General features: G+C 64.7%; 26 protein-coding genes and 1 riboswitch. Of the genes, 16 read left to right on the top strand and 10 right to left on the bottom strand.

All coding sequences use genetic code 11. The features are described 5' to 3' along the window. The first annotated feature begins 168 nt into the window (after positions 1-168). The gene (locus ASB57_RS07615) at positions 169-1,143 is read left to right on the top strand and encodes a tripartite tricarboxylate transporter substrate-binding protein (protein ID WP_082621434.1); all 975 of its coding nucleotides are present in this window, start codon (positions 169-171) and stop codon (positions 1,141-1,143) included. Next, complete coding sequence (locus ASB57_RS07610; RefSeq protein ID WP_197424989.1) at positions 1,130-2,131, top strand: GlxA family transcriptional regulator; 1,002 nt, start codon at positions 1,130-1,132, stop codon at positions 2,129-2,131. Before ASB57_RS07615 ends, ASB57_RS07610 begins: the two co-directional genes overlap by 14 nt. Before the next feature lie 25 nt (positions 2,132-2,156). Here the strand turns inward: ASB57_RS07610 and ASB57_RS07605 are convergent, their stop codons facing one another. Further along, on the bottom strand, positions 2,157-2,600 hold the full coding sequence (locus ASB57_RS07605; RefSeq protein WP_231755444.1) for a nuclear transport factor 2 family protein: 444 nt from the start codon (positions 2,598-2,600) through the stop codon (positions 2,157-2,159). Between the two features lie 284 nt (positions 2,601-2,884). On the opposite strand from ASB57_RS07605, the gene ASB57_RS07600 reads away from it, so the two are divergent. From ASB57_RS07600 to ASB57_RS07550, 11 genes are all read left to right on the top strand, one after another. Beyond that, positions 2,885-4,201 (top strand): LLM class flavin-dependent oxidoreductase, encoded by a 1,317-nt coding sequence (locus ASB57_RS07600; RefSeq protein WP_156414084.1) that lies wholly within the window; start codon positions 2,885-2,887, stop codon positions 4,199-4,201. Positions 4,202-4,215: 14 nt separating this feature from the next. After that, positions 4,216-4,878, top strand: a complete 663-nt coding sequence (locus tag ASB57_RS07595) for an ABATE domain-containing protein (RefSeq protein WP_057651678.1) — start codon at positions 4,216-4,218, stop codon at positions 4,876-4,878. A gap of 199 nt (positions 4,879-5,077) precedes the next feature. Beyond that, the gene (locus tag ASB57_RS07590; protein WP_057651677.1) at positions 5,078-5,965 is read left to right on the top strand and encodes an ABC transporter substrate-binding protein; all 888 of its coding nucleotides are present in this window, start codon (positions 5,078-5,080) and stop codon (positions 5,963-5,965) included. 14 nt (positions 5,966-5,979) lie between these two features. Next, complete coding sequence (locus ASB57_RS07585) at positions 5,980-7,107, top strand: LLM class flavin-dependent oxidoreductase (RefSeq protein WP_057651676.1); 1,128 nt, start codon at positions 5,980-5,982, stop codon at positions 7,105-7,107. Between the two features lie 46 nt (positions 7,108-7,153). Next, a complete protein-coding gene (locus ASB57_RS07580) occupies positions 7,154-8,290 on the top strand; it encodes an ABC transporter substrate-binding protein (protein WP_057651675.1) in 1,137 nt (378 codons plus the stop codon). 6 nt (positions 8,291-8,296) lie between these two features. Further along, the gene (locus tag ASB57_RS07575) at positions 8,297-9,184 is read left to right on the top strand and encodes a branched-chain amino acid ABC transporter permease (RefSeq protein ID WP_057651674.1); all 888 of its coding nucleotides are present in this window, start codon (positions 8,297-8,299) and stop codon (positions 9,182-9,184) included. Next, on the top strand, positions 9,181-10,029 hold the full coding sequence (locus ASB57_RS07570) for a branched-chain amino acid ABC transporter permease (RefSeq protein ID WP_057651673.1): 849 nt from the start codon (positions 9,181-9,183) through the stop codon (positions 10,027-10,029). Before ASB57_RS07575 ends, ASB57_RS07570 begins: the two co-directional genes overlap by 4 nt. Next, entirely contained in the window at positions 10,026-10,742 is a 717-nt protein-coding gene (locus ASB57_RS07565; RefSeq protein ID WP_057651672.1) for an ABC transporter ATP-binding protein, read from the top strand. The genes ASB57_RS07570 and ASB57_RS07565 overlap by 4 nt, the downstream gene beginning before the upstream one ends. Next, positions 10,735-11,505, top strand: a complete 771-nt coding sequence (locus ASB57_RS07560; protein WP_082621432.1) for an ABC transporter ATP-binding protein — start codon at positions 10,735-10,737, stop codon at positions 11,503-11,505. Before ASB57_RS07565 ends, ASB57_RS07560 begins: the two co-directional genes overlap by 8 nt. A gap of 119 nt (positions 11,506-11,624) precedes the next feature. Continuing rightward, positions 11,625-12,221: a hypothetical protein gene (locus ASB57_RS07555; RefSeq protein WP_057651671.1), complete on the top strand. Its 597-nt coding sequence runs from the start codon at positions 11,625-11,627 to the stop codon at positions 12,219-12,221. Between the two features lie 176 nt (positions 12,222-12,397). Beyond that, positions 12,398-13,663 (top strand): MFS transporter, encoded by a 1,266-nt coding sequence (locus ASB57_RS07550; protein ID WP_057651670.1) that lies wholly within the window; start codon positions 12,398-12,400, stop codon positions 13,661-13,663. A gap of 28 nt (positions 13,664-13,691) precedes the next feature. On the opposite strand, the gene ASB57_RS07545 is transcribed toward ASB57_RS07550, so the two are convergent. The 9 genes from ASB57_RS07545 to ASB57_RS07505 form a co-directional block, all read right to left on the bottom strand. After that, complete coding sequence (locus tag ASB57_RS07545) at positions 13,692-14,936, bottom strand: voltage-gated chloride channel family protein (RefSeq protein ID WP_057651669.1); 1,245 nt, start codon at positions 14,934-14,936, stop codon at positions 13,692-13,694. 89 nt (positions 14,937-15,025) lie between these two features. Further along, positions 15,026-15,096, bottom strand: a riboswitch (Fluoride riboswitch). Between the two features lie 37 nt (positions 15,097-15,133). After that, complete coding sequence (locus tag ASB57_RS07540) at positions 15,134-16,042, bottom strand: SDR family NAD(P)-dependent oxidoreductase (protein ID WP_057651668.1); 909 nt, start codon at positions 16,040-16,042, stop codon at positions 15,134-15,136. A gap of 45 nt (positions 16,043-16,087) precedes the next feature. Beyond that, positions 16,088-17,035: a 3-keto-5-aminohexanoate cleavage protein gene (locus ASB57_RS07535; protein ID WP_057651667.1), complete on the bottom strand. Its 948-nt coding sequence runs from the start codon at positions 17,033-17,035 to the stop codon at positions 16,088-16,090. 67 nt (positions 17,036-17,102) lie between these two features. Next, on the bottom strand, positions 17,103-17,825 hold the full coding sequence (locus tag ASB57_RS07530) for an ABC transporter ATP-binding protein (protein WP_057651666.1): 723 nt from the start codon (positions 17,823-17,825) through the stop codon (positions 17,103-17,105). Next, the gene (locus tag ASB57_RS07525) at positions 17,822-18,577 is read right to left on the bottom strand and encodes an ABC transporter ATP-binding protein (RefSeq protein ID WP_057651665.1); all 756 of its coding nucleotides are present in this window, start codon (positions 18,575-18,577) and stop codon (positions 17,822-17,824) included. Before ASB57_RS07525 ends, ASB57_RS07530 begins: the two co-directional genes overlap by 4 nt. After that, entirely contained in the window at positions 18,574-19,860 is a 1,287-nt protein-coding gene (locus ASB57_RS07520) for a branched-chain amino acid ABC transporter permease (RefSeq protein WP_057651664.1), read from the bottom strand. Before ASB57_RS07520 ends, ASB57_RS07525 begins: the two co-directional genes overlap by 4 nt. Positions 19,861-19,864: 4 nt before the next feature. Beyond that, positions 19,865-20,806 (bottom strand): branched-chain amino acid ABC transporter permease, encoded by a 942-nt coding sequence (locus ASB57_RS07515; RefSeq protein ID WP_057651663.1) that lies wholly within the window; start codon positions 20,804-20,806, stop codon positions 19,865-19,867. Positions 20,807-20,824: 18 nt separating this feature from the next. Continuing rightward, entirely contained in the window at positions 20,825-22,081 is a 1,257-nt protein-coding gene (locus ASB57_RS07510) for a branched-chain amino acid ABC transporter substrate-binding protein (protein ID WP_156414083.1), read from the bottom strand. A 73-nt stretch (positions 22,082-22,154) separates the two neighbouring features. Further along, positions 22,155-22,946: an SDR family oxidoreductase gene (locus ASB57_RS07505; RefSeq protein WP_057655996.1), complete on the bottom strand. Its 792-nt coding sequence runs from the start codon at positions 22,944-22,946 to the stop codon at positions 22,155-22,157. 198 nt (positions 22,947-23,144) lie between these two features. Here ASB57_RS07505 and ASB57_RS07500 point away from each other — a divergent pair, with 198 nt between their 5' ends. The 3 genes from ASB57_RS07500 to ASB57_RS07490 all read left to right on the top strand — a co-directional run bounded on the left by ASB57_RS07500 (position 23,145) and on the right by ASB57_RS07490 (position 26,709). Further along, positions 23,145-25,154, top strand: coding sequence for a helix-turn-helix domain-containing protein (locus ASB57_RS07500; RefSeq protein WP_057655995.1), 2,010 nt, complete (start codon positions 23,145-23,147; stop codon positions 25,152-25,154). A gap of 62 nt (positions 25,155-25,216) precedes the next feature. Further along, on the top strand, positions 25,217-25,717 hold the full coding sequence (locus ASB57_RS07495; protein WP_057651662.1) for a hypothetical protein: 501 nt from the start codon (positions 25,217-25,219) through the stop codon (positions 25,715-25,717). Positions 25,718-25,812: 95 nt separating this feature from the next. Next, positions 25,813-26,709, top strand: coding sequence for a DMT family transporter (locus tag ASB57_RS07490; protein ID WP_057651661.1), 897 nt, complete (start codon positions 25,813-25,815; stop codon positions 26,707-26,709). Positions 26,710-26,754 lie beyond the last annotated feature (45 nt).

The raw sequence follows: 26,754 nt of genomic DNA, 5'->3' as shown, positions 1-26,754 counted from the left end.
ACAAGCGTTGTGCGTGCCGGACAAGATGCTGGCATTTCCGGACATGCTGGAGGCGGCTCGCTGTCCCATGTCTTGAAATAGATGCGAAAAGTCCGGTGCCGGCACGCGGACAAGGCAACACTCGCAGTAGGGGAACCGCGAATCCGCGGTCTATAAAGAAGGTACATCATGAATACCAGACGCAAATATCTAGGAATGATGGGCGGCCTCGCCCTCCTACGCCCGACGCTGTCCATGGCGTTCGATGGCCAGCCCGGTGTCGTCCGGCTGCTGGTGGGCTTTCCACCCGGCGCCACCGGCGACCGCATTGCCAGAGCGGCCGCGCCGGTGCTTGGCGACGACTTGCACGCCAATGTCATCGTGGAGAATAAGTCCGGCGCGGGCGGACAACTGGCCGTCGGGTACGCGAAGACCGGCCCGGCGGACGGCAGCGTGCTGTTGCAGACCATAGGATCTTCAATGGTGATCTACCCGCATACCTATCGCAATCTGCCCTACGACCCGTTCAAGGACTTCATCCCTATCGGTACGGCGGCCACGGCGCCTATCGCCTTCGTCAGTGCGCCCACGGTAAACGCCAAGACCCTGAAGGAGGCCGTCGCATTGATCCGCGCGAATCCGCAGCTGGGCTTCTATGGCTCTCCGGCGTCCGGCAGCGTGTTTCACTTTTCAGGTGTGCTGCTGCAGCGGGCGATGGGCTGCGACTTCAGCCATGTCGCGTATCGGGGCTCGGCGCCGGCGCTGGCGGATGTCTTGTCAGGGCAGGTGCCGTTCGCGTTCCTGGCGCCCAGTGATATCCTCGACCATCACCGGGCGGGCAAGCTGCGCATCCTCGCGGTCACAGGCACCTCCCGTGCCTCGCAATTACCTGATGTTCCCGTATTTCCCGAAGAGGGGTACAAGGAACTCGTCAGCCGGGAGTGGTTTTCCTATTTCCTGACGCGCAACGCCAGCGCCGCGACGGTGGATCGCTATAAAGCCGCCGTCCATCACGTGGTGACGGATGAGAAAGTCCGCTCCTCGCTGCTCAATGCCGGCTTGGAAATCGGCGATGGCGACGCCGCTACGCTGGCTGAAACGATGAAGAGGGAATATGCGCAATGGCAGCAGGTCGTCAGTGAGATCGGGTTTGTCGCGGACTGATTTGGCTCCGGGGCCGGCCCGTTTCAGCGGCACGCGGGAGATCGGCATCATTGTCTTCGACGACGTGCTTTTGCTCGACGCCAGCGGTCCGGCGGATGTGTTCAGCCGCGCGAATCACCATTTGCGTCGCCAGGACGAGCCCGACCGCTATCGCGTGACGGCGCTCTCGACGTTCGGTGGTGAGATCGCCAGCTCGTCCAACCTGCGCTTGCAGACCGCGGCCCTGCCCTCTCCCGATATCTGCGCCTTCGACACGGTGATTGTCGCCGGCGGGCCGGGCGTGCTGAATGCCAGGCATGATCAGCAGTTGAAAAACTGGCTGCTGGCGATCGAGCCCGGCGTGCGGCGGCTTGGCTCGGTCTGTACGGGCGCTTATGTGTTGGCCGAGTCCGGTTTATTGAATGGCAAAGTCGCGACCACGCATTGGGGTCATATTCAGCAGTTCACCCGGCTTTACCCGAGTGTCCAGGTGGATGGCGATGCGCTGATCGCGCGCGAGGGCAAGCTTTTCACCGCCGCTGGCGCGACGGCGGGCATCGATCTGGCCTTGAGCCTGGTGGACGAGGATTTCGGCCGGGAATTGGCGCTGGAAATCGCCCGGGAATTGGTCGTCTTTCGCGTTCGCGCGCCCGGACAGGCCCAACAGAGCATGGCGCTGGCCGCCTATGGCGGCGCCACTGACAGATTGCGCCGCGCCACGGATTTCATTCTGGCCCGCCTGGAGCACGGCGTTACTGTCGAGGAAGTGGCCGAGCATGTCTGCCTGGGCACGCGCCAGTTATCGCGGACGTTCAAGGAGGCGCTGGGCCTGTCGCCGAATCAGTACATCCGCGCCGCGCAGGTGGATCTGGCGAGGGAGTTGCTGTCCGGGACGGACCAGTCCCTGGACAAGATCGCGCTGCGCTGTGGATTCTCGGGGCGCCAGCAAATGGCGCGGGCGTTCGAACGCCGGTTGGGCACGACGCCCACGGCCTTGCGGGAACACTGATAGCCGGGCTGGCTGTCCGCATTTATCAGAACATCGTGTTCTGGTTCGCCGATTTCTCGGGCACGAACTGGATGATGTCCCAATGCTCGACGATCTTGCCGTCCTTGACCCGGAAGATATCCACGATGGCGCGGCCGCGGTCCTGCGGGTTGGCGGTGGAGTGGACATGCAGCCAAACCAGGTCGCCGTCGGTGGCCGAACGGATGATCTCGCTGCGCGCCTGGGGATTTTCCTGGAAGCGCTTGGTCAGGTAATTCACGAAAGGCGCCCTGCCGTCAGGCACCAACGGATTGTGCTGCTTGTAGCCATCGCTCACCACACTGGGAATGGCCGCCACATCGTGCTGGTTGAAAACGCGGTTGTAGAAATCCACGACCAGCTTGCGATTCGTTTCCTCGGCGGCCAGGTTGCGCGGCTGCGATGGTGTCTGGGCCTGCGCCGGCTGAACGAGGACCAAGGCGGACAGCATGCCCAGGCATGCGAGGGATTTCTTGAGCGACATGACGGTTCGATTCGATGGGATAGAGCGGTGGACTATGGGGGATACTGCGCTGCAGCGCAAGAAGTCAGCGGGGGCCACCCAGGTCAGCTCGGCGTGACCTTCCTGAAATTTCCGCCGTCTGCACAAATATCAATATTGCGACAGGTTCGTTCTACCCCGCGGGTAAGCTAAGTAGTATTTGGCGCTGATCGATCACTGGCGGCAGGCATCATCCGATCCGGCGCATGGTCACATCGAAAGCGAGGTGTTGCGTGGCCAGCACTATCCATTTGAATCTGTTCGTCCACGGCCGCGGCCACCATGAGGCTGGTTGGCGGCATCCGTCGGCGTCGCGCCAGCCCCTTACCGATATCGACTACTTCGCCTCCCTGGCCAGGCGCGCCGAGGAAGGCAAGTTCGACTCCGTCTTTTTCGCGGACTACCTGGCGCTCAACGATGACATCGGCCACGTCGCCGGCGCGGCACTGGAGCCCATCACCCTGCTGGCCGCGCTGGCGCGGGCAACCCGCCATATCGGCCTGATCGCCACGGTCTCGACCACCTACTCCGAACCCTTCAACATCGCGCGGCAATTTGCGTCCGTCGACCATATCTCCCACGGCCGCGCAGGCTGGAACATCGTCACGTCCTGGCTGCCCCATGCCAGCCGCAATTTCGGCCTGAACGCGCCACTGGCGCTGCAAGACCGCTACGAGCGGGCCGAAGAATATGTCCGCACCGCCACGCAGCTGTGGGATAGCTGGGCCGACGACGCCATCGTCGATGACCCGCAAGCCGGCCGCTACGCCGACCTGGATCGCGTGGGGCCCATCGCCCACGAGGGCAAGCACTTCAGCGTCAACGGGCCGCTGAACATCCCCCGTTCACCCCAAGGATGGCCGGTGCTGGTGCAGGCAGGCTCGTCGCCTGCAGGCAAGGCCTTCGCCGCCAAATTCGCCGAAGCCGTGTTCACCGCGCACCTGCGCAAGGAGTCGGCGCAGCAGTTCTACCAGGAACTCAAGACACTGACCGAGCAACAGGGCCGCAAGGCCAGCCAGATCGTCATCCTGCCCGGCCTCAGCGCCACCTTGGGATCGACCGAACACGAGGCGCGGGTGCTGTCCCGGGAATTGAACGAATTGACCCATTTCCAGGTAGGACTGGAACGTTTGTCCAACCGTTTTGGCGGCCACGATTTCACTGGCATCAATCCCGACCTGCCGCTGTCGGCGGACGACTTCCCAGATGCTGGCGCGGTCCAAGCCTCGCAGAGCCGATCGAAAGCCATCATCGAACTGGTTACGCGCGAGCATCCCACGCTGCGGCAGCTCTTGCACCGGCTGGCCGGGGCGCGTGGCCATTTCACGCTGGCAGGTACGCCGGAGCAAGTGGCCGACGCCATCCTGGACTGGGTCGATTCCGGCGCCGCCGACGGCTTCAACGTCATGCCGCCGGTGCTGCCGCGGCAACTCGACCTGTTCATCGAGCACGTCGTCCCGATACTGCAAGCGCGCGGACGCTTCCGCAAGGAATACGAGCACACGACCCTGCGCGGCCATTACGGTCTGGACCGTCCCGCCGGCCGTTGAGCCTGTGGATCACCATGCCCAAAGCCGCGCCTCCCCCCTCCTCCGACGCTGCTGACGCTCCGCCCGCACCGCCGGTCACCGAGAAGGAGCTGGCGTTCAAGCTGCGCGGCGGCACGCCGTGCCTGTATCTGGTCGAAACGCTCGGCGAATGGACGGGCCGGCGCTACGAGCGGATCTACGATGCGGAGCGTTGGCGCGTTTGGCTGCGGCTGGTGAAACTGCCCGATCCGGCGCAAAAGGTCACCAACACTGACCTCGAACACATGCGCACGCTGCGGCGCGCGATCTATGGCGTGGCGCAAGCGGTGCGTACCGGTGCGGTACCTCGACGCGATGACGTCGACACCATCAACGCCTACGCGGCCGCCGCCACACCCATCCCACAGTTGAACGCCCAGGGCACCGCCGCCATGGACGCCCAGCGCTGCACGCAGGCGCAGATTCTGTCGGTCATCGCCCGCGACGCCATCGGCCTGATCGTGGGCCCCTTGCGCGACCGCATTCGCGAATGTGCCCGTCCCAAATGCCCGGTCCTATTTGTCGACCGCTCCCGTCCCGGGGACCGCATCTGGTGTTCCGTGGCCTGCGGCTCACGCAAGGCCACCGCCAAATACCGTCAGAAGCTGGCTGGCCAGCCCTTCGACGAAGACAGCGACTTCTGCCGCAACTACCACTGATCTGAGCCGGCGCCGCCGCGCTTACCCACCGTCTTAGCGCGACGGCAGGGAGGCGGCTTGCTCGTCCCTGCTCATATCCATATCGCGAATCGGACTTTGTCGGCGCAGATGCGCACGCGTAACCTTCCGTCATGGGTTTAACCCATGACATCGAAACCGCGGGCATTGCACGAAGCCCCGCTCATCCGAAGGTTGCTGCATGACATTGGTGGTAGGCGCTCATCCGCAAAACCCGTCCCTGTCCATCCTTGCACGCCGGCCGGCCCACGTGGCTGCGTTGCGCGACAAGGGGATAACGTTCTTCGTCTATGGCGCAGGCGCGGCCACGATTCCGTTGTTCCAGTTAGGCGTACTCCATATCGGCGGCACCGGCGCGACGCCTCCCATCCTTGCCAAGGCAGAAGGCCTGGCGGTGGCGGCCTTCGGCATGTCGGGTCCGCGTCGCGAGCGCGGTGGCCTGGTGGTACGGGCCGATGCGCCCTTTCGCAACATCCAGGATCTGCGCCGGCGCGGCATCGCGTTGATGCCGATTTCATGGCACACCCAGTTCCTCGCGGCCGAACTCGACGGCGCGGGCCTGGGCTGGAAAGACGTCAACGCCGTGGAACTGACGCCGGCAACCGCCAAGGACGCTTTCGTCTCGGGTTTGCTCGATGCCATCGTGGCGACCGACCCCCTGCTCAAGCACATCGAGCAAGCCACGCCGGTACGTGTCCTGGCCGAGCCGGGCGGTGACCTGTTCACCAACCGTTCCGTTTATTGGGCACGCCACGACGTATTGCGGGACCACCCCGAGGCCGTTCAGGCGCTGCTGGATGCCCTGGCGGATTCGGACAGCCTGACCGAGGCCGACCCCGCGGCCGCCGCGGAACTGCTCGATGGTGTCAACGGCAACACTGCCGCCCAGTGGCTGCCCGCGCTGACTTCCCGGCCATGGGGCATACATGTGCCTGATGCGGCATTCCTGCGAGAGCAGCAACACCATGCCGACATCTTCGCGCGCTTCGGCCTGATCCCCGGTCCGCTGGACGTGACCGATACCGTCACGGACCGCTATCGCGCCGGCGCGCCCATCACCAGTCTTTAAACCCGGACAAGCAAATGGAAATTCTCTGGTACCTCACCGGCCCCGATGGCCGTTACCCCTGGCGCGCCGATGGCGCACGCAATCTCAGCTACGCCTACTTCCAGCAACTGGCGCGCGCCGTCGATCATCTGGGATTTACTGGCGCCCTGCTGGCCACCGGCACGCACGACGCATGGGTGCAAGGCGCGTCGCTCATACCCTATACGGACAATTTCCAGCATTTGATCGCGGCGCATCCGCCGCTGCTGTCGCCGACCTTGCTCGGCAAGATGATCACCACCTTCGATCAGTTCTCGCGCGGCCGCCTGCGTATCAATATCGTCAGCGGCGATGCCAAGCTGATGGCGCAGTTCGGCGTCCATCTGAGCCATGACGAACGCTACGCCTATGCCGATGAGTACCTGACCGTGCTGCGCGCCCTGCTGCGCGGCGAGTCGGTCACGTTCAAGGGCAAGTACATCCACGTTGTCGATGCGGGCCTGTCATTACCGTCCTACGGCGGCAAGATTCCTGAACTCTGGTTCGGCGGTTCGTCCCCCGCCGCCCACGAGGTGGCTGCCAAGCATATCGACACGTATCTGTCCTGGGGCGAAACGCCGGCGCAGGCCGAGATCAAGGTTCGAGAAGTGCGCGAACTGGCCCGCCAGCATGGCCGCGCCGACAAGATCCGCTTCGGCATCCGCCTGTATGTCATCGTGCGTTCCACCGAAGCGGAGGCTTGGGCCGCCGCGCAGGACCTCTACGACCATATGGACGACCAGGCCATCGCGGGCGCGCAGGCTTACGTCGCGGGCATCGATTCCGTCGGCCAGCAACGCATGTCGCGCTTGCATGGCGGCAAGAAACCCAAGGATCTGCGCGAATTGGAGATCGAACCCAATCTGTGGTCCGGCATCGGCCTGGTACGCCATGGCCCGGGCACCGCCCTGGTCGGCAGCCCGCAACAGGTGGTGGCCAAGATCCAGGAATACCGCGATGCCGGCATCGACGTGCTGATCGCGTCCGGCATGCCCTTACTGGAAGAGGCCTATCGCTTCGCCGAGCTGGTGCTGCCCCATCTTCCAGTCGAACGCGCGCGCACCGAAGGCGTGACGTCGGCCTGGACCAAAGACCGTGACGCGGCCTGGACCAGCGCCGCCTGATCTTCACCCTCCCCCTGCCACAGGGGCTTAAACAAGGTACACACCCATGCAAAAGAAGTCCTTGCCGGCGCTCGCCTTGAGCGCCCTGGCGCTGGTATTGTCGTTGCCCGCCGCCGCCGAAACCCTCAAGATCGGTCTGGTGCAGACCACCACTGGCGGCTCCGCTGCCCTGTACGGCATCGAGCAGAAGAACGCCATCGAACTGGTCGTCGACCAGGCCAATGCAAGCGGAAAACTGGGCGACATCAAGCTGCAACTGGTTCACTACGATGACGGCGCCGACCGCAACCAGACCGTCAACATCTTCCAGCGCCTGATCAACCAGGACAAGGTCGTCGCCATCCTGGGACCGACGCTCGCCACGTCCGCCTATGCGGCAGATCCGCTGGCCCAGAAGGCGGGCATCCCCGTCGTTGCCTCTTCCAACACCGCGGCCGGCCTGACCGCCAAGCTGGGCAACTACATCTTCCGCGTCAGTCCGCCCGAGGACAAGGTCACGCCCGAAGTGCTCAAGACCGTCATCGGCCAGCACGGCATCAAGCGCGTGGCGCAGATCTACGGCATCGACGACCAGCTTACGAAGTCGGCCTACGCCGTGCAGAAAGCGGCTCTTGAACAGAACAAAGTGGAAATCGTTTCGACCGAGACCTTCCAGCGGGGCGACGTCGACTTCGCCGCGCAGCTGACCAAGATCAAGGCGCAGAATCCCGACCTGATCGTCATCAGCGCGCTGGCCGAAGAGGCCGCCGGCATCGTCCGGCAGGCGCGCCAGCTGGGCATCCCCGACAAGGTTGTCATCGTCGGCACGCAATCGTCCATTTCCAACCGTTTCTTCGAGCTGGGCGGACCCGCGACCGAAGGCGTGATCGTCGGCACTGCCTGGTACACCGAGCTGGACAACGCCAAGAGCCGCGAATTCATCGTCCAGTACCTCGACCGCTACAAGGGCCACCAGCCGGACATCTATTCGGCTTACGGGCACGACGCCGCCGCGATCCTGATCGAAGCCATCCGCCGTGCCGGCTCCGGCGACAGTAAACGCATTCGCGACGAACTGGCCAACATCAAGGATTTCAGCGGTGTACTGGGCCCGATCGCCTTCGATGCCGACCGCGATCCCATCGTACAACCCAAGATCCTTGTCGCGCGCAAGGGCCGCTTCGAACCTTTGTCGGCCCAATAACCCGCCATGCAGGTCTTTCTACAACAGACGCTCAACGGCTTTACCCTGGGCGCCACGTACGCGGTGTTCGCGGTCGGCTTCACCTTGCTGTTTGGTGTGCTCAACGTCCTGAACCTGGCCCAGGGTTCGCTGCTGATGGTAGGCGCATTCAGCGGACTGGAGCTGACCCTGGCCTTGAACTGGCCGCTACTGCCGGCTTTCCTCGCCGCCATGGCGATCTCCGGCGCGATCGCCGTCATCAGCGAGGTGGCCGTCTTTGGCCCCCTGGAAAAGCGTGGCGCCAACCGCTGGATGGCCTTGGTGGCAAGCCTGGCGCTGTCCCGCTTGTTGATCGCCATCGTTCAGGAAACATTCGGGACCCAGGTGCGACGCTTTCCGGCCAGCGCCTGGACCGGCGGCGTGTGGCAGGTTGGCGGCATCACCGTGCAAGGTTTGCAGTTGGTGGTGATCGTCAGCGCCCTGTTGTTGATGGCCGCGCTGGCCTGGCTGCTGGCTCGTACCCGCACAGGTTTCGCCATCCGCACCATGGCGTTCAAGCCCAGCGTGGCGCAACTGGTGGGCGTGCCGGTCCGGCGTCTGCGCTTGCTGACGTATTTCCTGACGGGTGCCATGGCCGGCGCCGCCGGCGTGCAGCTGGGCATCCTGTACAACGCCGTCTCGCCCTTCATGGGCGAAAACATCCTGCTCAAAGGCCTGTCGGCACTCATCCTGGGCGGGCTGGGCAATGTGCCGGGCGCGGCGCTGGGTGGCCTTTCCCTGGGCCTGGCGGAGGTCTACAGCATCGCCTACCTGCAATCGTCCCTGCGTGATGCCGTCGCCTTCGGCGCCATCTTCGCGGTGCTCATTTTCCGACCCCAGGGCTTGTTCGGCCGGTCCACGAGGCAGCGCGCATGACTGACATCCTGAATGTTTACGGCAATGTCATCGCCCTGGTACTGATCAACTCCATCCTGGGCATCGGCATCTATCTGGTGCTGTGCGTGAACCGCTTTTCCCTCGCGGCGGGTGGGTTGATGGGCTTGGGCGCCTATGTGTCGGCGCTGGCCACCTTGCAGGCGGACGCACCCTTCTTCGTCGCGTTGCTGGCCGGCGTGCTCGCCGCCGCCTTCTTTGCCCTGTTGGTCGGCCTGCCCGTATTGCGGCTGGAAGGCGACTATTTCGCACTGGGAACACTGGCTTTCACGGAAATCGTGCGGGTCGTCACGTTCAATTGGGACAGTGTGACGGGTGGCGCATTGGGCCTGGACGGCATCCCCATACAGACGGACCAGCCGGTGCTGGCCGCATGCCTGCTGGCCTTGCTGGCCCTGGTGTGGTGGCTGCGCCGGGGCCGGTTCGGCCGCATCCTGGAAGCGACGCGCCAGGACGAAACCCCGGCGCAGTCGCTGGGCATCGATGTCGCCGCTGTCAGGCTGGGCATGTTCGTCCTGAGCGGCGCGGTGTGCGGACTGGCCGGTGGCTTGGCGGCGCACCTGAATTCCTTCATCGGTCCCAATGATTTCGGCCTGGTGCGCAGCCTGGATGCGGTGTCCTACGCTGTCCTGGGCGGCCTGAACAGCGCGCTTGGCGCGGTGCTTGGCGCGACGGTCTTCACCGTGCTGCCCGAAGCGCTGCGCTTTTCGGCACAGGCCCGCGAAATACTGATGTCGCTGCTACTGCTCCTTGCCGTCGTCCTATTGCCGCGGGGACTCTTGTCTATCGTTCCGCGTCGTCGTGTCGCGCGGGAGCCTCAGCGATGACCGCATTGCTCAGCCTGCGCAACGTCAACAAACGCTTCGGCAACGTCAGGCCCGCCGATGACCTCAGCCTGGATGTCCATGCCGGCACGATCACCGCCGTGATCGGACCCAACGGCTCCGGCAAGACCAGCCTGATGAACCTGATCACCGGACACTACCAACCGGACAGCGGTAGCCTGCGCCTGCGCGACCGTGAGTTGGCCGGCCTGGCGCCCCACCGCATCGCACGTCTGGGAATAGGAAGGACTTTCCAACATATCAGGCTGTTCAAGGAGTCCACGGTGCTCGACAACATCCTGGTCGGCGCGGAACGGCGGCGTGACCGCTCGGCCGGGCAGCGCGCGCAAGCCCTGCTGGAGCGTTTCGGCCTGGCTACCTTGCGTGATCTGCGTGCCAGCACCCTGTCCTACGGGCATCAGCGCCGCCTGGAAATCGCCCGCAGCCTGGCTACCGAGCCCGCGCTGCTGATCCTCGACGAACCTGCCGCCGGCATGACGCCCACTGAAAAAGTGGAGCTCAACAACATGATTCAGGACATCAAGGGCCTCGGAACCACGGTTCTCCTGGTCGAACACGATATGGATCTGATCATGGGAGTCAGCGATCACGTGGCCGTCCTGAATGCTGGCCGCATCATCAGCACGGGCACGCCTGCCGAAGTCCAGGCCGATCCTGCCGTGATCGAGGCCTACCTGGGAGCGCCTGATGAGTGAAGTCGTTCGCAGCGGGCCGCTATTGCTTTCGGTCAGCGGCGCGTCGGTGGCCTACGACGCGCTGGAAGTCGTTCACGATGTGGACCTCGAGGTGCGCGCGGGCGAAGTCGTCGCCGTAATCGGCGCGAACGGCGCGGGCAAGACGACGCTGCTGTCGGCGATCATGGGCCTCTTGCCGCTGCGCAAGGGTGCGATCGTCTTGCGCGACGAACGAGTGGACGGCTTGCCGACCGAGCGCCGGGTCGCCCGTGGTATCAGCCTGGTTCCGGAAGGCAGGCAGATCGTGCCTCAGCTGTCTGTCGCCGAGAACCTCATCATCGGTGCCTATGCCCGGCGGGACAAGGAAGTCGACCAGGACCGTGAGCGGATCTACGAGCGCTTCCCCCGCCTGAAAGAAAGGGAGCGCCAACTGGCAGGATTGCTTTCAGGCGGTGAACAGCAAATGTTGGCGATCGGCCGTGCGCTGATGGCGAGGCCGGCCATCCTGCTTCTTGACGAGCCGTCGATGGGCCTTGCTCCCCTCATCATCGAACAGATCTTCGACATCATCTCCGCCATCAAGGCGGCCGGCACCACGGTGCTGCTGGTCGAACAGAACGCAAGAAAGGCCCTGGCACGGGCCGATTGGGCCTACGTCCTGGAGCAAGGCCGCGTGACGCTTAGCGATACGGCGCAGCGTATCGCCGCCAATCCGGCCGTGCTCACCGCCTATCTGGGGGGCAAGGCCGCGGTGATCGCCCAGGTGGGACAGGCAGGGCCGTGAATTCTTGTTTCAAATGTCACAGCCTATCCGCCGCTTACGTTGTAAGCTCCGTCGCCCGCGCATGTCTGGGATCAATACCGCCGGATATGGGCGCCAACGCAAGCACACCCTGCCCACCCGTGCTGATCGAAAAGCACATCACCTGGAAGCCGCTTCCCATGCCCGTCTCCGTGGTTCGATCCGGATTGACCGCTCTGTCCTTGCTGTTGCCGATATACGCTTTCAGCGCCCCTGCCCCCGCGTCCTCGGTCCCGCCCTTCGACCTGACCTGCAAATACGAGGCGGCGGCCAAGAATGATAGTCAGGGCGGCATTCCCAAGCCCTCGAGCGAAACGCCGTTTGACGGTCACCTGAAATGGGATGGCAAGAACCTGGAGCTTTCTGGCTCGATGATCCTGAATCCGCTCGATGCGCTGGTATTCAGGAACAATCACGGCCCCTATATCCTGGATCATCCGAAAACCAAGCGGGTGAACCGCAAGGAATTCGGCGACCCCAACGTGGTGGCGGTAGCCATCGGCTTCACCGGGCCGCGAAAATCGTCCAACGCCGAACAGCAGGAAAACGCCGAGGAATTCTATTCGGTCCTGCTGCAGTACGAGAAAGGCCAATTGGCCTCTGTCGAGATCAACAACGCGTCGTTCGAACTCGGCGTGCTGGCCAACGTGGGCAAGGCGCAAAGCGCCCATTGCACGACCACGCTGCGTCCGCTGTAGTCCGGCCAAGGCGGGCCCGGGCGCCGCTCGCCCAGGGCCCTGCCGAACCCAAGGGCATGCTGTCCACGCCGTGGCCGGCGTGAGGGGAACCGCGCGGCATAAGCTAATATGCTTTGCTCCCCCCACATAAAAACCGGTTCGCCAACGAACCTGCCGCGCCCCGCGCCTGCCCTCCCATGCCGACCACCACCGATCTACCCGCTCCCTTGATGACACCAGGCAGGGAGCGCGCGCTGCTATGGCTGCTCGCGCTGACGCAATTCACCATCGTCGTCGACTTCATGGTGATGATGCCGCTTGGCCCGCAGATCATGCACGCGTTCCAGATCAGCCCGGCCGCCTTCGCGGCGGCGGTGTCGGCGTACTCATGGTGCGCGGGCATCTCTGGTCTGCTGGCCGCGACCTATATCGATCGTTTCGACCGCCGCACGATGCTGCTGGTGGTCTACGCCCTGTTCGCCTTGTCCAATCTGGTTTGCGCCATGGCAACCAACTACCACGCGCTGTTGCTGTCGCGCGCTTTCGCGGGCCTGACCGGCGGCGTGCTCAGCTCCCTGCTGCTGGCCATCATCGGCGACGTCATCCCGCCGCAGCGGCGCGGCGCGGCCATGGGGCTGGTCATGACGTCGTTCTCGCTGGCCGCCGTGGCTGGTGTCCCCCTGGGCGTGGTGCTCGGCGCGCACTACGGCTGGAGTTCGCCCTTCTTTGAACTGGTGCTGCTGTCGGCCTTGATCTGGGTTGGCGCCGTCAAGGTGGTCCCCAGCCTCAAAGCGCACATCCGCATTCCCGCGATCCCCTTATCCAGGACGCTGCCGGAACTATGGTCCTTGATGCGCGAGCCCGCGCACGTGCGCGGCTTCGTCCTGACGGCCCTGGTCATGGGTTCCCACATGTTGGTCGTGCCCTTTATTTCGCCCTTCCTCGTGGGCAATCTGGGCGTGGCGCCCGAGAACATCTCCCTGATCTACATGGCGGGTGGCGCGGCCACCTTCTTCGCCGCGCGCAGGGTCGGCAAACTGTCGGACCGTTACGGCAAGCGCAGAGTGTTCCAGGCGGCCGGCCTCTGTTCCCTGTTGCCGGTGCTGTTCATCACGCACCTGCCGCAGTTGCCCCTGTGGGGCCTGATCGTTTTCTTCCCGTTCTTCATGGTGTCGGGCAACTCGCGGATGATTCCCGTCCAGGCCTTGCTGACGACGGTCCCCGAAGCGCATCGCCGTGGCGCGTTCATGAGCGTCAATTCCGCCGTCCAGCAGATCGCCACGGGTACGGGCGCCTGGGTCGGCGGCTTGATGTTGAGCACGGCCGCCGACGGCCGGATCTCGGGCTATGGCGCCAACGGCTGGTTGTGCTGCGCCTTCATCCTGTTCGCCATGTGGTGGGTAAGCAAGGTCACGCCCTATTCCGCCGGGGTTCAGGCGGAAGCGCCGGTGCGGACGGCATAGCCGCCGGGGACGTAGCGCGTCCCGGATGCTAATCACCAGCCGCCTGGTGCCCGTGCTTGCCCTCTCCTATCCGTTGGGCGCGATAGATACCGCTATGTCCCGAAAACAGGTAGGCGGTGACGCAGCCTATGGCCGCCAGCGGCGCGATCTGGGCGCCGAACAGTTCGATTGCCATCAGGGTGGTGGCGATGGGGACGTTGGCCGCGCCGGCGAAGACGGCCACGAAACCGATGGCCGCCATCAGGGATAGCGGCATGTGCAGCAAAGGGGCCAGCGTATTGCCCAGGGTGGCGCCGATGTAGAAAAGCGGCGTCACCTCGCCCCCCTTGAAACCCGTGCCTAGCGACGCGACCGTGAAGACCAGCTTACCCAGGAAGTCCCAGGGATACATCGGCATCTGGAAGGACTGCACGATCTCGGGAATGCCCAGTCCGATATAGCGATAGGCATCCAGGCCAAACACCGCCACGGCGATCACCACGCCCCCGACCACGGGGCGAGCCGGTGCATACGGGATGAACCGTTTGACCAGGGCGCCCAGCTTATGCGTTGCGTTGGCGAACAGCATGCCGACCAGGCCGAACAGGATGCCGGCGATGACGACCGCCAGGACGCTCCAGGGGCCCACCGCCACGAACTCCGTGACGCTGTAAGGCGTGTGATGCACTCCCCACGCCAGGCACACCTGATCGGCCACGATGCCCGCCACCACGCATGGGAACAAGGCGTCATAGCGCATGCGGCCGATCGCGAGAACTTCCAGACCGAAAATCGCTCCAGCCAGCGGCGTGCCGAACACCGACGCGAAACCCGCGCTCATGCCGGCCATCAGCAGAATGCGGCGATCCCCGTGTTGCAGCCGGAACAGATGCGTGAGCTGGTCCGCCAAGGCTCCGCCCATCTGCACGGCCGTGCCTTCGCGTCCCACGGACGCACCGAACATATGGGATATGACGGTGCCGCCCAGGACCAAGGGCACCATGCGCAAGGGCACGACCTTTTTAGGATCGTGGATCTCATCGATGAGCAGGTTGTTGCCCGCGTCCACCGGCTTCCCCACCCATTGGTAAACCAGGCCGACCGCCAGGCCTGCCAGCGGCAGCAGCCAGATCACCCATGGATGGCTGACGCGCCAGGCGGTGGCAGCATCGAGGGACTTCAGGAAGATGGCGGACGCACTGCCGGCCAGGGCGGCGGCAACGCTGGCGATGATCAGCCATTTGCCGAGTTGCGGCAGCAGTTGAGGCTGGATGAAGCGGAAGAGTCTGTTCATTGGTCGAAGCTCGATGATGTCGGGCTGACCAAGGACGAGGATGCGGCGACGGCACAAACGCGAACGCCTACAGCCCCGACCGTGGTCAGGTTTCTGTAGGCGTCATCAACCGCGTTTAGCGCGCGGTGGTTAATGGAGGAACACCATCTCCAGGGCGTGACTATATCCCAGGGCCGCGAGTGACGTCCATGCCAATTTCAAACGTTGCCCGGCAGCATCATTTCCACGCCAGCCTTGCCCAGCTCGAACTGGCATTGCTCGAAACCGGTATCCGGGACGCATTCACCCGCGCGATCCAGGATTTCCGGCAGGCGGGCCCGTACCGCCGTCGCGGCGTCGGTCGTTTCGCCCAGGTAGATGCCCGGGGTCATGGTGATGTTCGCGCTTTCCACGCTGCCGCCGCCTGCAAGCAGGATCCGGCGAGTCGGTGCATCCTCTCCCACCAGGGCAACCAGCGCCGGGCTGACCGCCGCGGGCGCCAGGTGCGCCAATGCCGCCTCCGTCAGCACACCCTGCGTCATGGCCGTGGCCGCGGTCGGCGCCAGGCAGTTGACCCGGATGCCGTAACGCTCGCCTTCCAGGGCCAGCGTCTGCATCAAGCCCACCAGCGCCATCTTTGCCGCGCCGTAGTTGGCCTGACCGAAGTTGCCGTACAGGCCGGACGAGGATGTGGTCATCACGATGCGGCCATAGCGCTGCGCCCGCATGGTCTCCCAGACGGCCTTGGTGCAATGGACGCTGCCCATCAGGTGTACGTCCAGCACCAGCCGGAAATCGTCCAGGGACATCTTGGCGAAGCTCTTGTCGCGCAGGATGCCGGCATTGTTGACGAGGATGTCCACCCTCCCCCACGCCTCGATCACCTGCGCCACCATGTCCTGCATGGCCTCGTAATCGGTCACATCGCCGGGCAGCGCCATGGCACTGCCGCCGTTAGCGACGATCTCGTCAGCGACGGCCCGACCGGCAGACCCCACATGCGCGCCGCCGATATCGTTCACCACCACGCGCGCGCCCTGCCGCGCCAGCTCCAGCGCGTGCGCGCGGCCCAGGCCGCTGCCCGCGCCCGTCACGATCGCGACGCGGTCTTGCAAATACTTGCTCATGTCCAAGTCCTTCACTTCAAAATACGAGCGGCCGCCGTTGGGCCCTCAGCCTGAAATCGCCGTGGCGTTGGCGCCTTTCAATCCCAGCATGGCGCGCGCCTCGTCCGGGGTGGCGATGTCCAGGGACAGTTCCTCAAGGATGCGGCGGATCTTGGCCACCTGTTCCGCGCAGGACGTCGCCAGCTTGCCCTTGCCGATATACAGGCTGTCCTCCAACCCTACCCGCACGTTGCCGCCCATGATCGCCGCCATGGTGACCAGCGGCATCTGGTGACGCCCGGCGCCCAGCACCGAGAAACGATAACCATCCCGCCCGAACAGCCGGTCCGCCGTGGTCCGCATGGTGACCAGGTTTTCCGGGTCGGCCCCCAGGCCGCCCAGGATGCCGAAGATGCTCTGGATGAACAGCGGCCCTTGTACCAGCCCCTCGTCCACGAAGTGCGCCAGGCTGTAGAGATGGCCGACGTCATAGCATTCGAATTCGAAACGCGTGCCGCAATCGTCGCCCAGCACCTTGAGGATATGCCGGATATCCTTGAAGGTGTTGCGAAAGATAAGGTCTTCCATCCCTTCGATGTAGGGCTTCTCCCAGTCATGCTGCCATTGGCTGATGCGGCGCGCCGCGGGATGGATGGAAAAATTCATCGACCCCATGTTCAGCGAGCACATCTCGGGTTGGGCGCGCAGGGGATACGCCAGCCTTTCTTCCAGGGTCATGCGCGTGCTGCCGCCGGTCGAAATATTGATGACGGCGTCGGTGGCGGCGCGGATACGCGGCACGAAGGCTTCGAACACGGCGGGATCCGGTGTCGGCCTCCCGTCGAGGGGATCGCGCGCGTGCAGATGCAGGATGGCCGCGCCCGCTTCCGCCGCCGCGATGGCCTGCTCGGCGATCTGGTCGGGCGTGATGGGCAGATGAGGCGACATGGTCGGCGTATGCACCGAACCCGTGACCGCGCAGGAAATGATGACCTTGTCTTGCTTGTTTTTCATAGGAATGATCGTCCAGGAAATGACAGAGCCGCGCCGCCCAACGACGGCCGTTCGCGCCAGGCGGCCTTCACACGGCCAACCATTGGGAAACCAGGGCCTCGTTGGCGCTTAATTCATCGGGATGACCCTCGAAGACGATGCGGCCATGTCCCATCACGCACACCCGCGTGGACACTTTCAGCGCGATGGTCAGCTTCTGCTCCACCAACAGCACCGATACCCCTTTGCGGCGCATGTCCTGAATGCAATCTCCCACCTGCGTGACGATCCTGGGCGCCAGGCCTTCGGTCGGCTCATCGATCAGGATCACCAGGGGATTGCCAAGCAGGGACCGGCACATGGTGAGCATCTGCTGCTCTCCGCCTGACAGACTGCCCGCCTTGGTGTCGCGGCGTTCTTTCAGGCGGGGGAAATAGTCGAACATCTGCTCCACTGTCCAGCGATAAGCCCCTTGCACGGGCGGCTGCTCGCCCATGCGCAGGTTTTCATCGACAGTCAGATTGGCAAATACTTCCCGCGCTTCCGGCACGTAGCCCAGGCCGGCGCGGCAGATGGCATAGGGTCGCGCGCCTGCCAGTTCGCGTCCGCGCAGGCGGACATGTCCGGCGCTTGGCGTGACCAGGCCCATGATGGTCTTCATGGTCGTCGACCTTCCCGAGCCGTTACGCCCGACCAGGCTGACGACTTCGTCCGTTCCGACGCGCAGGTCGACCCCATGCAGCACATGGCTCTTGCCATAGTGGGCATGCAGGCCCTCGACGTTCAGCAAGCTTGAATCCGTGGCGTTCATGCGGTCACCTCGTCGCCAAGATAGGCCTCGCGTACCGCGGGATCAGCGCGGATTTCTTCCGGCGTACCCGTGGCGATCACCTGCCCGTAGACCAGCACGCTGACGCGATCGCTCAACGCGAAGACCACATCCATGTCGTGCTCCACGATCATCAGGGTGCGGCCGGCCGTGGTCTCGCGGATCAGCTGCGCGGTATACGCGGTCTCTTCGTGCGACATCCCCGCCATGGGTTCATCCAGCAGGATAAGGCGCGGATCGGACGCCAGCGTCATCGCGATCTCCAGCGACCGTTGTTCCGAATAGGCCATCTCACCGGCGCTGGTGCGCGCCCGCGGCGCCAGGCGCACCAGCTCCAGCAAGCGCTCGGTTTCCTCGCGGATACGACGGTCGCGTTCGATGAATTTCCAGAATGCGTACTGCACGCCATGCTTGCGCATGACGGCGAGCCGCACGTTCTCGAAGGTCGTGAGCTTGGGAAAGATGTTGGTGATCTGGAACGACCGGGTCAGGCCCAGACGGTTGATCGCCTGCGGCGACCGTCCGCCTATCTCGCGGTCCTCGAAGCGGATGGCGCCGGCGGAAGGCGCGAGCTGGCCGGATACCAGATGGAACAGCGTGGACTTGCCGGCGCCATTGGGGCCGATCACCGCGTGCCGCTCGCCGGCGCGGATCTCCAGATCCACACCACGAATGATCTCCGTCGCGCCGAACGATTTGCGCAGGCCGGCCAGGGTAAGAATGGAAGCACTCATGCCAACTCCTCCTCGGCGGCGCCGACGCGTGCCGCGCTGTCCAACGACGCGGGGGCTTCAGCCTGCAACCGCTGGAGGCGCAGCCGTGCGGTCCACACGGACAGGCCGCCGCCGGCCAGCACGGCCAGGGGTACGATCCAGGTCAGAAGCGCCTGCGGCTGCCACACGTGGCCGAACAGGGGCACGTCCGGCCAGGGCTTGCCCGCGCTGAGCTGCACCAGGGAACGATAATCTTGTGAAAACAGGCGCTGCAGCATCTCCACCAGGAACGCCCCGCCCCCGGCGATCAGTACGGCGCCCACGACGGCCAGCGAGCAGGTGCCCAGCATGTGGGCCCAGCCGTGGCGCTGGCGCAGTCGTCCGGCCAGTTCGACCAGGCCGCTCAAGCCGGTCGGCATGAACATCATGACCAGTACGAAGGCGATGCCTTGATAGAGCAGCCATGACTGAGTGAGATCAGACACGGCATAGCCGAAGAAGGTCATCAACGCGGCGCCCAGCGCCGGCCCCAGGAAGACCTGAACGCCGCCGATATAGGTGTTGAGCACGGCCGCCGCCGACAACGCGGGATCGAACAGCACATAGTTGGCGGACTCGTTGGAGATGACCTGCAACCCGCCCGCCATGCCGGAGAACATCGCGGAGATGGCGAACACGGCCGTACTCAGGCCATGCACGTTGTAGCCAAGGAAGCGCAGCCGGTGGCTGTTCTCACGCAGGCCCACCGTCAGCCGGCCCAGCGCCGTGCGGGTATACAGGTAAAGGAGGACCAGGGCCAGCAGCACCCAGGCCAGGGTCAGGTAGTAGACCTGGGTGATGGATCCGAAATCGAATCCCCACGCCGGCATACGCATGGTGGACACGCCCACCTCGCCCCCGAATATCCCCTTCAGATGGGGCGCCAGCGAGTGCACCAGTTCCGCGATGGCCAGCGTGATCATCGCGAAATACGTGCCGCTGCGCTTGGTGGCGAACCAGCCGGCGATGCCGCCGAAGATCAGGCCGCCCACCGCGCCGGCCAGGGGCATCAAGGGCGTGGGCACCAATCCTTCCCCGCCCAGCGCATTCATCGCATGGACCGTGGCGAAAGCGCCGACCCCGAAGTACGCCGCATGGCCGAAAGACAACATGCCCGCCTGGCCGCACAGCAAGTTATAGGCGGAAGCGAACAGCGCCGCGATCAACATCTGGATGGCCGCGTTCAAGAGGCCTTGCGTAAGCAGATAAGGCAATGCGGCCAGCAGCAGCACACCGGCGCAACACAACAACAGGGATTTCCTCAAGGCATCACTCCTTCTCGCCCAGCAGCCCGCCCGGGCGGACCAGCAAGACCAGCAACATCAGGGCGAAAGGCAGCGTGGCGGCCAGGCTGCTCACCTTGAGCGTCAGCAGTCCGCCTACGCCGCGTGCCCAGTCGCCGGCGCCGACCATGTCGAAGATGTCAGCCAGGCTGCGGTCCACGCCCACCGCCAGGGACGTGGTGATGCCGATCAGCAAGGACGCCAGCATCGCGCCGGGCAAGGAACCCAGGCCGCCGACCACCACGACGACGAACACCATCACGCCCAGCTCCAGCGCCATATTGGGATTGGTCGTATAGAAAGCGCCGGCGACCGCGCCCGCCAGTCCGGCCAGTGCCGCGCCGGCGCCGAACACGCCCATGAAGACCAGCGGCACGTTGTGCCCCAGGGCTTCCGCCATATTGGGACGATGGATGGCGGATCGCACGACGATGCCGATGCGCGTGCGGGTCAGCACCAGATAGATGCCGATGAACATGGCAAGCGCGATGCCCCCCATGATCAGGCGATAAGCCGCGTACTGCGTGCTGCCGATGCTGAACGCGGGAAAATCCAGCGCGGGCGGCACGTGGTAGTCGACCGGATAATTGCCGTAGAACAGCTTGATCAGTTCGGCGATGATGAAAGACAGGCCGAACGTGACCAGCAGTTCATGCGCGTGCCCGTGCTTGTGCACGCGGCGGAGGAAGTATCGTTCCACCACCACGCCGACCAGCCCCACCAGGACCGGCGCAAGCACCACGGCCGGCCAGAAACCGATCCGGCCCTGCAAGGTGTAGGCGAAGTAGGCGCCCAGCATGTAGAACGACGCATGGGCGAAGTTGAGCACCCCCATCATGCCGAAGATGAGGGTCAGGCCCGCGGAGACCATGAACAGCAGCAATCCGTAGATGCTGCCGTTCAGCAGGGAAAACAGAAGTTGTTCCATGACGTCCGGGGGCTGGCGTCAGCCGGGCCGCTTCATCTTGCAGGTCGATTGCACCGGCGTGGACGCCTGCTCCGCGGACAGCAACAGCACGGGCTTGAAGCCCATATCGGTGCCGTCCACCTTGATCGCGGCATCGCGCGACACCGTCGACACCACGATGGGCAGTTGCGCCTGGTGGTCGGCCGCCCGCATGCTCATGGGCCCCATGGGGGTCGGGATTTTGGTGGTTTCCAGCACCTTGGCGAATTCGTTCACATTCAACGCGCCGTTCTTGGCCGGCGTGTGCTTCAGCGCCTCGACCACCATCTGCATGCCGTAGACGGTCTGGGGCTCGACGAAGACGGGGACGTGGCCGGTCTTGGCCTTGTAGTCTTCCACGAAGCGCGCGCCGTCCGGGCCGTTGGCTTCGGCATTGAAGGTATGCGCCACGAAGTTACCCAGCGCCAGGTCGCCGGCATTGGCGATATTGCCGGGCTGGTCCAGGTAGACCGTGCCGTAGTGCGCCTTCAGCCCTGCTGCCTTGGAAGCCTTCATCAGCAAGAGCAGGTCGTTCGACCAGTTGCCGGTGATCACCGTTTCCGCGCCGGACGCGGCGATCTTGGCGACGTAGGGCGCGAAGTCCTGGATCTTGTTGACGTCGTGCAGCGTCTTTTCCACGACGGTGTAGCCGCCCTCCTTCTGGAAATCGACGGTGGCCTGCTCCATATCCTGGCCCCAGGAGTAATTCTGGTTGATGGCGTAGACCTTGGTGCCCAGGGCATTGGCCTTTTTCATGCCCTCGATCAGGGCCTTGGTGCGGACCTGGGCATTTCCGGCAAAACGGAAATGGTAGAAGCTGCATTTTTCGCCAGTCAGCTCCAGGGCTTCAGCACCCATATTGATGTAGACCATCTCCTTGCCGGGGTTACGCAGGTTGTACTTGCGCACGTCCTCCGTGATTTGCCCGCCGATGGCCGACGATGCGCCCTGCACGACGATGCTGACGCCGTCCGCCGCGGCGGCCTTCAGCTTGTCGGCCGCGCCGGCCGGTCCGCCCTGGTTGTCGTATTCCAGCAGTTGCACGGGCTCGCCGTTCCAGCCACCCGCCGCGTTGACCTGGTCGATGGTGTAGCGCACCGCGGCGCGGTAGGCCTGGCCGGTGGAGGCCTGCGGGCCGGACAACGTCTCGACCAGACCGATCTTGACGGGCGCCGCGGTGGCGGCGTTCCCGGTCAGCATGGCGGTGGCGGCACTGGCGGCCGTGGCCGCGACGGCCATAAAGCGGCGTTTATTCATGTCTGTCTCCTCGTGTTTTTTTCGTGAGATCGGTGGGCGGGTCGGCCCGCCCCCGGGACAATCAGCCTCTGATTCAGAGGTATTCCATGTTGCCGTCCACGCTGATCGCCTGGCCGGTGATGTTGCGCGCCGCCGGGGAGCACAGGAACAAGGCCATGGCGGCGATGTCTTCGGCCGTGACCATGCGGCGCAGGGATATCTTGCGCAGGTACTCCTCGCGCATGGCAGCGGCCGGCACGCCGGCGGCGGCGGCGCGGGCGCCGATGACACCGTTCATGCGCTCGCCCTCGACCGTGCCGGGAAGAATGGCGTTGACCCGCACGCCCTGTGGTCCCAGCTCGACGGCCAGCGACTTGACCATGCCGACGATGGCCCACTTGGTGGAAGCGTAGGGTGTGCGCAGGGCGTAGCCCAGTCGGCCGGCGACGGAGCTCATGGCGATCAGGCAGGGATCCTGGCTGGACGCCTTGAGCAGCGGCACCGCGCGGCTGGCGAAGTAGAAATGGCTGTTCAGGTTGACGGCCACCGTCCTGTCCCAGTCAGCCCGCGCGATGTCCTCCACCGGTCCCGTCGGACCGGCGATACCGACGTTGTTGACCAGCACGTCCAGCCCGCCCAGGGTGCCGCGGACATCGTCGAACACGGCATCGACGTCACGGGCAACCGAGGCGTCGGCGACGCTGGTGGTGATTTCAGGGATGGCGGCCGACAGGCGGTCCAGCGCCCCCCGGTCGATATCGCACACATGAACGCGGGCGCCCGCTTCGTGGAAGGCACGGGCCAGCGCCGCGCCTATGCCGGACGCACCCGCGCTGACCAATACCCGCAGGCCCCGCGTCGGACGCAACAGATCGACCACACTCATGTTCACTTGCTGTCTCCTGGATCTTGTAGTAGCAGTGTCAGGCGAATGGCCGTGAGCGACCATGTGCAATTCCCACATATGGGACGCGCTGTTGATATGATGTTTGCACTTTGATCCCGGAATTGCGCCGAGCGGTGGTCGGTCAGCACGACTGCTTTTCGGCCGTCCCTGCCCTTTACCCCGCCCCTCATGACCGCCATGCCCCCAGTCGTCGGCCCGTCCACGGACGGCCCAAACGGCCCCACCAGCCCCGCCAGCGAGCGGCAGGTGGAAGCGCTGACCGCGGACCTGCTTGCCCTGCTCAACGGCAACGCGCCCGCACAGGAATTCGCGGACCGTCTTGCCACGCTGGAGGCTCTGCCCGCGGGTATGACGCGCAAGCAAGGCCTGATCGAACTCGCCCGCATGGCCATGGCGCTGCGGCATCGGCTCGACCAGCATGAGCAGCGTGAGCGCGGCATGTTGGCCGTCATCGAGTCGGCGCAGGATCTGTCGGCGCGGCTGGACCTGGCGGAATTGTTGAAAGCCATCGTCACGCGTGCGCGCGACCTGCTGCGGGCACACCTGTGCTGGCTCACCATCTACGACGCCGATCTGGGGGAATTCAAGGTGGTGGTGGCCGATGGCGCCATCGCCGCGCGCACCGGCAAGATGACGGCGCGCCGCAACCTGGGCGTGGCAGGCATCGTCATGTCGACCCGCATGCCTTTCTCCACGCCGGATTACCTGCATGACAATCGTTTCGCCCACGATGCCGACCTGGACGACATCTTTCGCGACGAAGGGGTAGGCGCATTGGTGGGTGCGCCCTTGATCTGGAACGACGCGGTGATCGGACTGCTCTTCGTGGCCGACCGCTACCACCGCACCCATACCGCCCTCAACGTCTCCATCCTGTGCACCTTGGCGACCCACGCCGCGGTCGCCATCAACAACGCCAAGGCCTTCGCCGACGCCCAGGCCGCGGTTGAGCGCGCCGACCATGCCCGCGCGGAGCTGGAGCGCCATGCCCAGGATGTCCAGGCCGCCGTGGAGGCCCACGAGCGCTTGACGTCGCTGCTGGCGCGGGGTGCGTCCCTGAACGAGTTGTGCCTTTCGATCGCGCAGTTGCTGGATGGCAGCATCCTGGTCCTGGACCAGACGCAGCAGGTGATCAGCCGCGCCGAAGCGCCGGGCTATCAGGGCAAGGCAGCGGGCCGCTACGAACCGTATGGCCCGCACAGCGCCGCGCTGACGAATGCCCTGCGCGAAAGCCGGCAGGCCGGGCGCTCGACCATCGCCTATGAGACCGACGGCGAGTTGTGCCGCGCGATCGCCGTCATCGGCGGCGACGGTGTGCTGGGCGCCGTGCTGCTGTTCCGCCAGGAAGATATGCGCGACAGTTTCGTGCGGACCTTCGAGCGCGGCAGCAGCGTCATCGGCACCTTGCTGCTGTCGCAGGAGCGCATGGAAGCCAGCAAGAACCGGGCGGTGGCCGAATTGCTGCAATCGCTGGTGTCACCGCGCCAAGGGGAAGCCGCGCTGGCGCGGGACCGTGCCGAACGCTTCGGGCTCGACCTGGCGCGGCCCCTGGTGCTGCTGCTGGTGGAGTTCGATCAGCCCGAGGACGGCTTCATGGCGCGCCGACTGCGCGCCGCCCTGACCCTGCCCGGGGTGGTGATGGATGAAGTCGATGGCGTGTTGACCCTGGTCAGCGGCGCGGCGCAGGCCGTCGCCCTGCGCGTCGCGGTCGACGAGCACACTCGGCGCCACGCCGGCGGGGGCTATTCCGGCCTGCTGTCCCGTCCCGCGCACAACGCGACCGAGCTGCCGGGGCTATATGCCGCGCTCCGGCGCGCCCTGCCCGTGGTGCGTCGCCTGGGCATGGGCGGCCGCATCGTGGCGCAGAACGAGATGGCGATGTACTCCATCCTGTTCGAGAGCCAGGACGGTGCAAGCCTGGCCCAATTCCTGGATGCCACCATCGGGCCCTTGATCGAGCATGACCGCAAGCGAGGTACGGAACTGGCGGCCACCCTGCTCGCTTACCTGGACAAGCGCCAGAATGCCTCGGTGACGGCCGCGGACCTGGGCATCCATGTGAATACCATGCGCCAGCGGCTGGCCAGCGTCGGCCAGATGCTGGGCGCCAGCTGGAACGATACTCACCGCGTGCTGGAGATCCATCTGGCGTTGCGGCTATGGAGCCTGGGTGTGGCGGGCGGGTAAGCACCCGGTGCGCTATCATCCCGGCCTGTCTGCGGACCAAGAACTCCAGGAGTAATGAAGCAGTGAATGACATCGAGATCCCGGACGAGGATGCCACGCAGGACACCAGGATTCAGGAAGCCCGCTTGTGGCGGGATGACGGCTGGACGGCGCGCATCATCAAGAATGAGGACGACGACGGTTGGGCCGTTGAGATGACGCAGGACGGCCAGGCCGAACCTGCCCTGGTCGGGCCCTGGACCATGGGACGCGACAAGAAGAACCCGAAGCCGCTCGACCCGCCGGCGTTTCATACCTTGGTGAAGACCGCCAATGAAGTCTTGCGACGCCACGAGCAGCAATTGCACGCGACCTTGCACAAGAGCCTCAGGATCGATGCCGCCGAAGGGCGGGTGACCGTCAAGCTGGACATCGTCCCGGATGAAGACGAGCCGTATGCCGTGCTCAGCGCCTACGACGAGTCGGGCGACAAACTGGCCGAGATACGCGTGCCTCCCAACTACAAATTGAGCGTGCAGCGTGCATCGGACTGGGCCGCGGGTGGTTTCGGCAGGGACGGCTGAGCGTCTTCAGTCACATCGTTCAGTCAAAATAAAAATGCAGGAGACTGGCGCCGCACCCGCAACTGCCTTGCGGATAGCGGTCTGCCTTATAAGAAATGACTGTTTCAGCACGCCACCCGTCGCCGCTCGCCGGCATCGCCTGCGTCATCGGCGGCATCTTCTGTCTGACCGTCAGCGACGCCCAGGCTAAATGGCTGGGCCAGTTTTACGCGCCCATCCAGATCTTGTTCCTGCGCGCGGTGATCGCGCTGCCGGTGGTGCTGGCCGTGGTCGTAACGTTGGGCGGACGGCGCAGCCTGCGCACGCAGTTTCCCCTGATCCACCTGCTGCGCGGCGCGCTCAACATGGTATCGGCCAGTTGCTTTTATATCGGGTTGCAGCACCTGCCGCTGGCCGAGAACACCGCCATCGCCTTCGCGGCGCCGCTGTTCGTCACCACTCTGTCGGTACTGATACTCAAGGAAAAGGTCGACCGGGCGCGCTGGCTGGCCGTCGCCGCGGGCTTCGCCGGCGTGTTGATCATCGTGCGGCCGGGCTCATCGAGTTTCGACGCTGCCGCGCTATGGCCCCTGGTCACCGCGCTTCTGTATGCCGTGATGATGACCACGGCCCGCGCCATTGGTGGCGGCGAGAGCATGTTGACGACCATGTTCTACATCGTCGCGGCGCAGTGCGTCTGGACCAGCCTGGTCGCTCCCTTCTTCTGGATCGCGCCGAGCTGGGAACACGCACCCTATTTCGCCGGCGTGGCGTTGTGCTCCACGCTGGGCCTGACCTTGATCACGCAGGGGTTCCGCATCGGCCCCGCGTCCGTGGTCGCCCCCTTCGACTACACAGGCCTGATCTGGGCGACCCTGCTAGGCTGGATGATCTGGGACGAGCAACCCCAGGCGATCGCCTACCTGGGCGCACTGATCATCGCTGGCAGCGGGATCTACATCGCCCTGCGGGAATCCCGGCGAAGACGGCGCGATAGATATTTTTTGGAATAAGTCTTCACAAAATGATTTAAATTGGGTTCAATCGCAGCTTGCGCG

Origin of the sequence: Bordetella sp. N (assembly GCF_001433395.1) — a bacterium.
GTDB lineage: Bacteria > Pseudomonadota > Gammaproteobacteria > Burkholderiales > Burkholderiaceae_B > Bordetella_C.
This window is presented reverse-complemented; position numbering and strand designations above follow the sequence as displayed.

Excerpts from the sequence above, each read along its gene's own strand:
- ASB57_RS07615 (WP_082621434.1), top strand. The coding sequence starts at position 169 with ATGAATACCAGACGCAAATATCTAGGAATGATGGGCGGCCTCGCCCTC.
- ASB57_RS07605 (WP_231755444.1), bottom strand. The coding sequence starts at position 2,600 with ATGCTGTCCGCCTTGGTCCTCGTTCAGCCGGCGCAGGCCCAGACACCA.
- ASB57_RS07595 (WP_057651678.1), top strand. The coding sequence starts at position 4,216 with ATGCCCAAAGCCGCGCCTCCCCCCTCCTCCGACGCTGCTGACGCTCCG.
- ASB57_RS07590 (WP_057651677.1), top strand. The coding sequence starts at position 5,078 with ATGACATTGGTGGTAGGCGCTCATCCGCAAAACCCGTCCCTGTCCATC.
- ASB57_RS07585 (WP_057651676.1), top strand. The coding sequence starts at position 5,980 with ATGGAAATTCTCTGGTACCTCACCGGCCCCGATGGCCGTTACCCCTGG.
- ASB57_RS07580 (WP_057651675.1), top strand. The coding sequence starts at position 7,154 with ATGCAAAAGAAGTCCTTGCCGGCGCTCGCCTTGAGCGCCCTGGCGCTG.
- ASB57_RS07575 (WP_057651674.1), top strand. The coding sequence starts at position 8,297 with ATGCAGGTCTTTCTACAACAGACGCTCAACGGCTTTACCCTGGGCGCC.
- ASB57_RS07570 (WP_057651673.1), top strand. The coding sequence starts at position 9,181 with ATGACTGACATCCTGAATGTTTACGGCAATGTCATCGCCCTGGTACTG.
- ASB57_RS07565 (WP_057651672.1), top strand. The coding sequence starts at position 10,026 with ATGACCGCATTGCTCAGCCTGCGCAACGTCAACAAACGCTTCGGCAAC.
- ASB57_RS07560 (WP_082621432.1), top strand. The coding sequence starts at position 10,735 with ATGAGTGAAGTCGTTCGCAGCGGGCCGCTATTGCTTTCGGTCAGCGGC.
- ASB57_RS07550 (WP_057651670.1), top strand. The coding sequence starts at position 12,398 with ATGCCGACCACCACCGATCTACCCGCTCCCTTGATGACACCAGGCAGG.
- ASB57_RS07545 (WP_057651669.1), bottom strand. The coding sequence starts at position 14,936 with ATGAACAGACTCTTCCGCTTCATCCAGCCTCAACTGCTGCCGCAACTC.
- ASB57_RS07540 (WP_057651668.1), bottom strand. The coding sequence starts at position 16,042 with ATGAGCAAGTATTTGCAAGACCGCGTCGCGATCGTGACGGGCGCGGGC.
- ASB57_RS07535 (WP_057651667.1), bottom strand. The coding sequence starts at position 17,035 with ATGAAAAACAAGCAAGACAAGGTCATCATTTCCTGCGCGGTCACGGGT.
- ASB57_RS07530 (WP_057651666.1), bottom strand. The coding sequence starts at position 17,825 with ATGAACGCCACGGATTCAAGCTTGCTGAACGTCGAGGGCCTGCATGCC.
- ASB57_RS07525 (WP_057651665.1), bottom strand. The coding sequence starts at position 18,577 with ATGAGTGCTTCCATTCTTACCCTGGCCGGCCTGCGCAAATCGTTCGGC.
- ASB57_RS07515 (WP_057651663.1), bottom strand. The coding sequence starts at position 20,806 with ATGGAACAACTTCTGTTTTCCCTGCTGAACGGCAGCATCTACGGATTG.
- ASB57_RS07510 (WP_156414083.1), bottom strand. The coding sequence starts at position 22,081 with ATGAATAAACGCCGCTTTATGGCCGTCGCGGCCACGGCCGCCAGTGCC.
- ASB57_RS07505 (WP_057655996.1), bottom strand. The coding sequence starts at position 22,946 with ATGAGTGTGGTCGATCTGTTGCGTCCGACGCGGGGCCTGCGGGTATTG.
- ASB57_RS07500 (WP_057655995.1), top strand. The coding sequence starts at position 23,145 with ATGCCCCCAGTCGTCGGCCCGTCCACGGACGGCCCAAACGGCCCCACC.
- ASB57_RS07490 (WP_057651661.1), top strand. The coding sequence starts at position 25,813 with ATGACTGTTTCAGCACGCCACCCGTCGCCGCTCGCCGGCATCGCCTGC.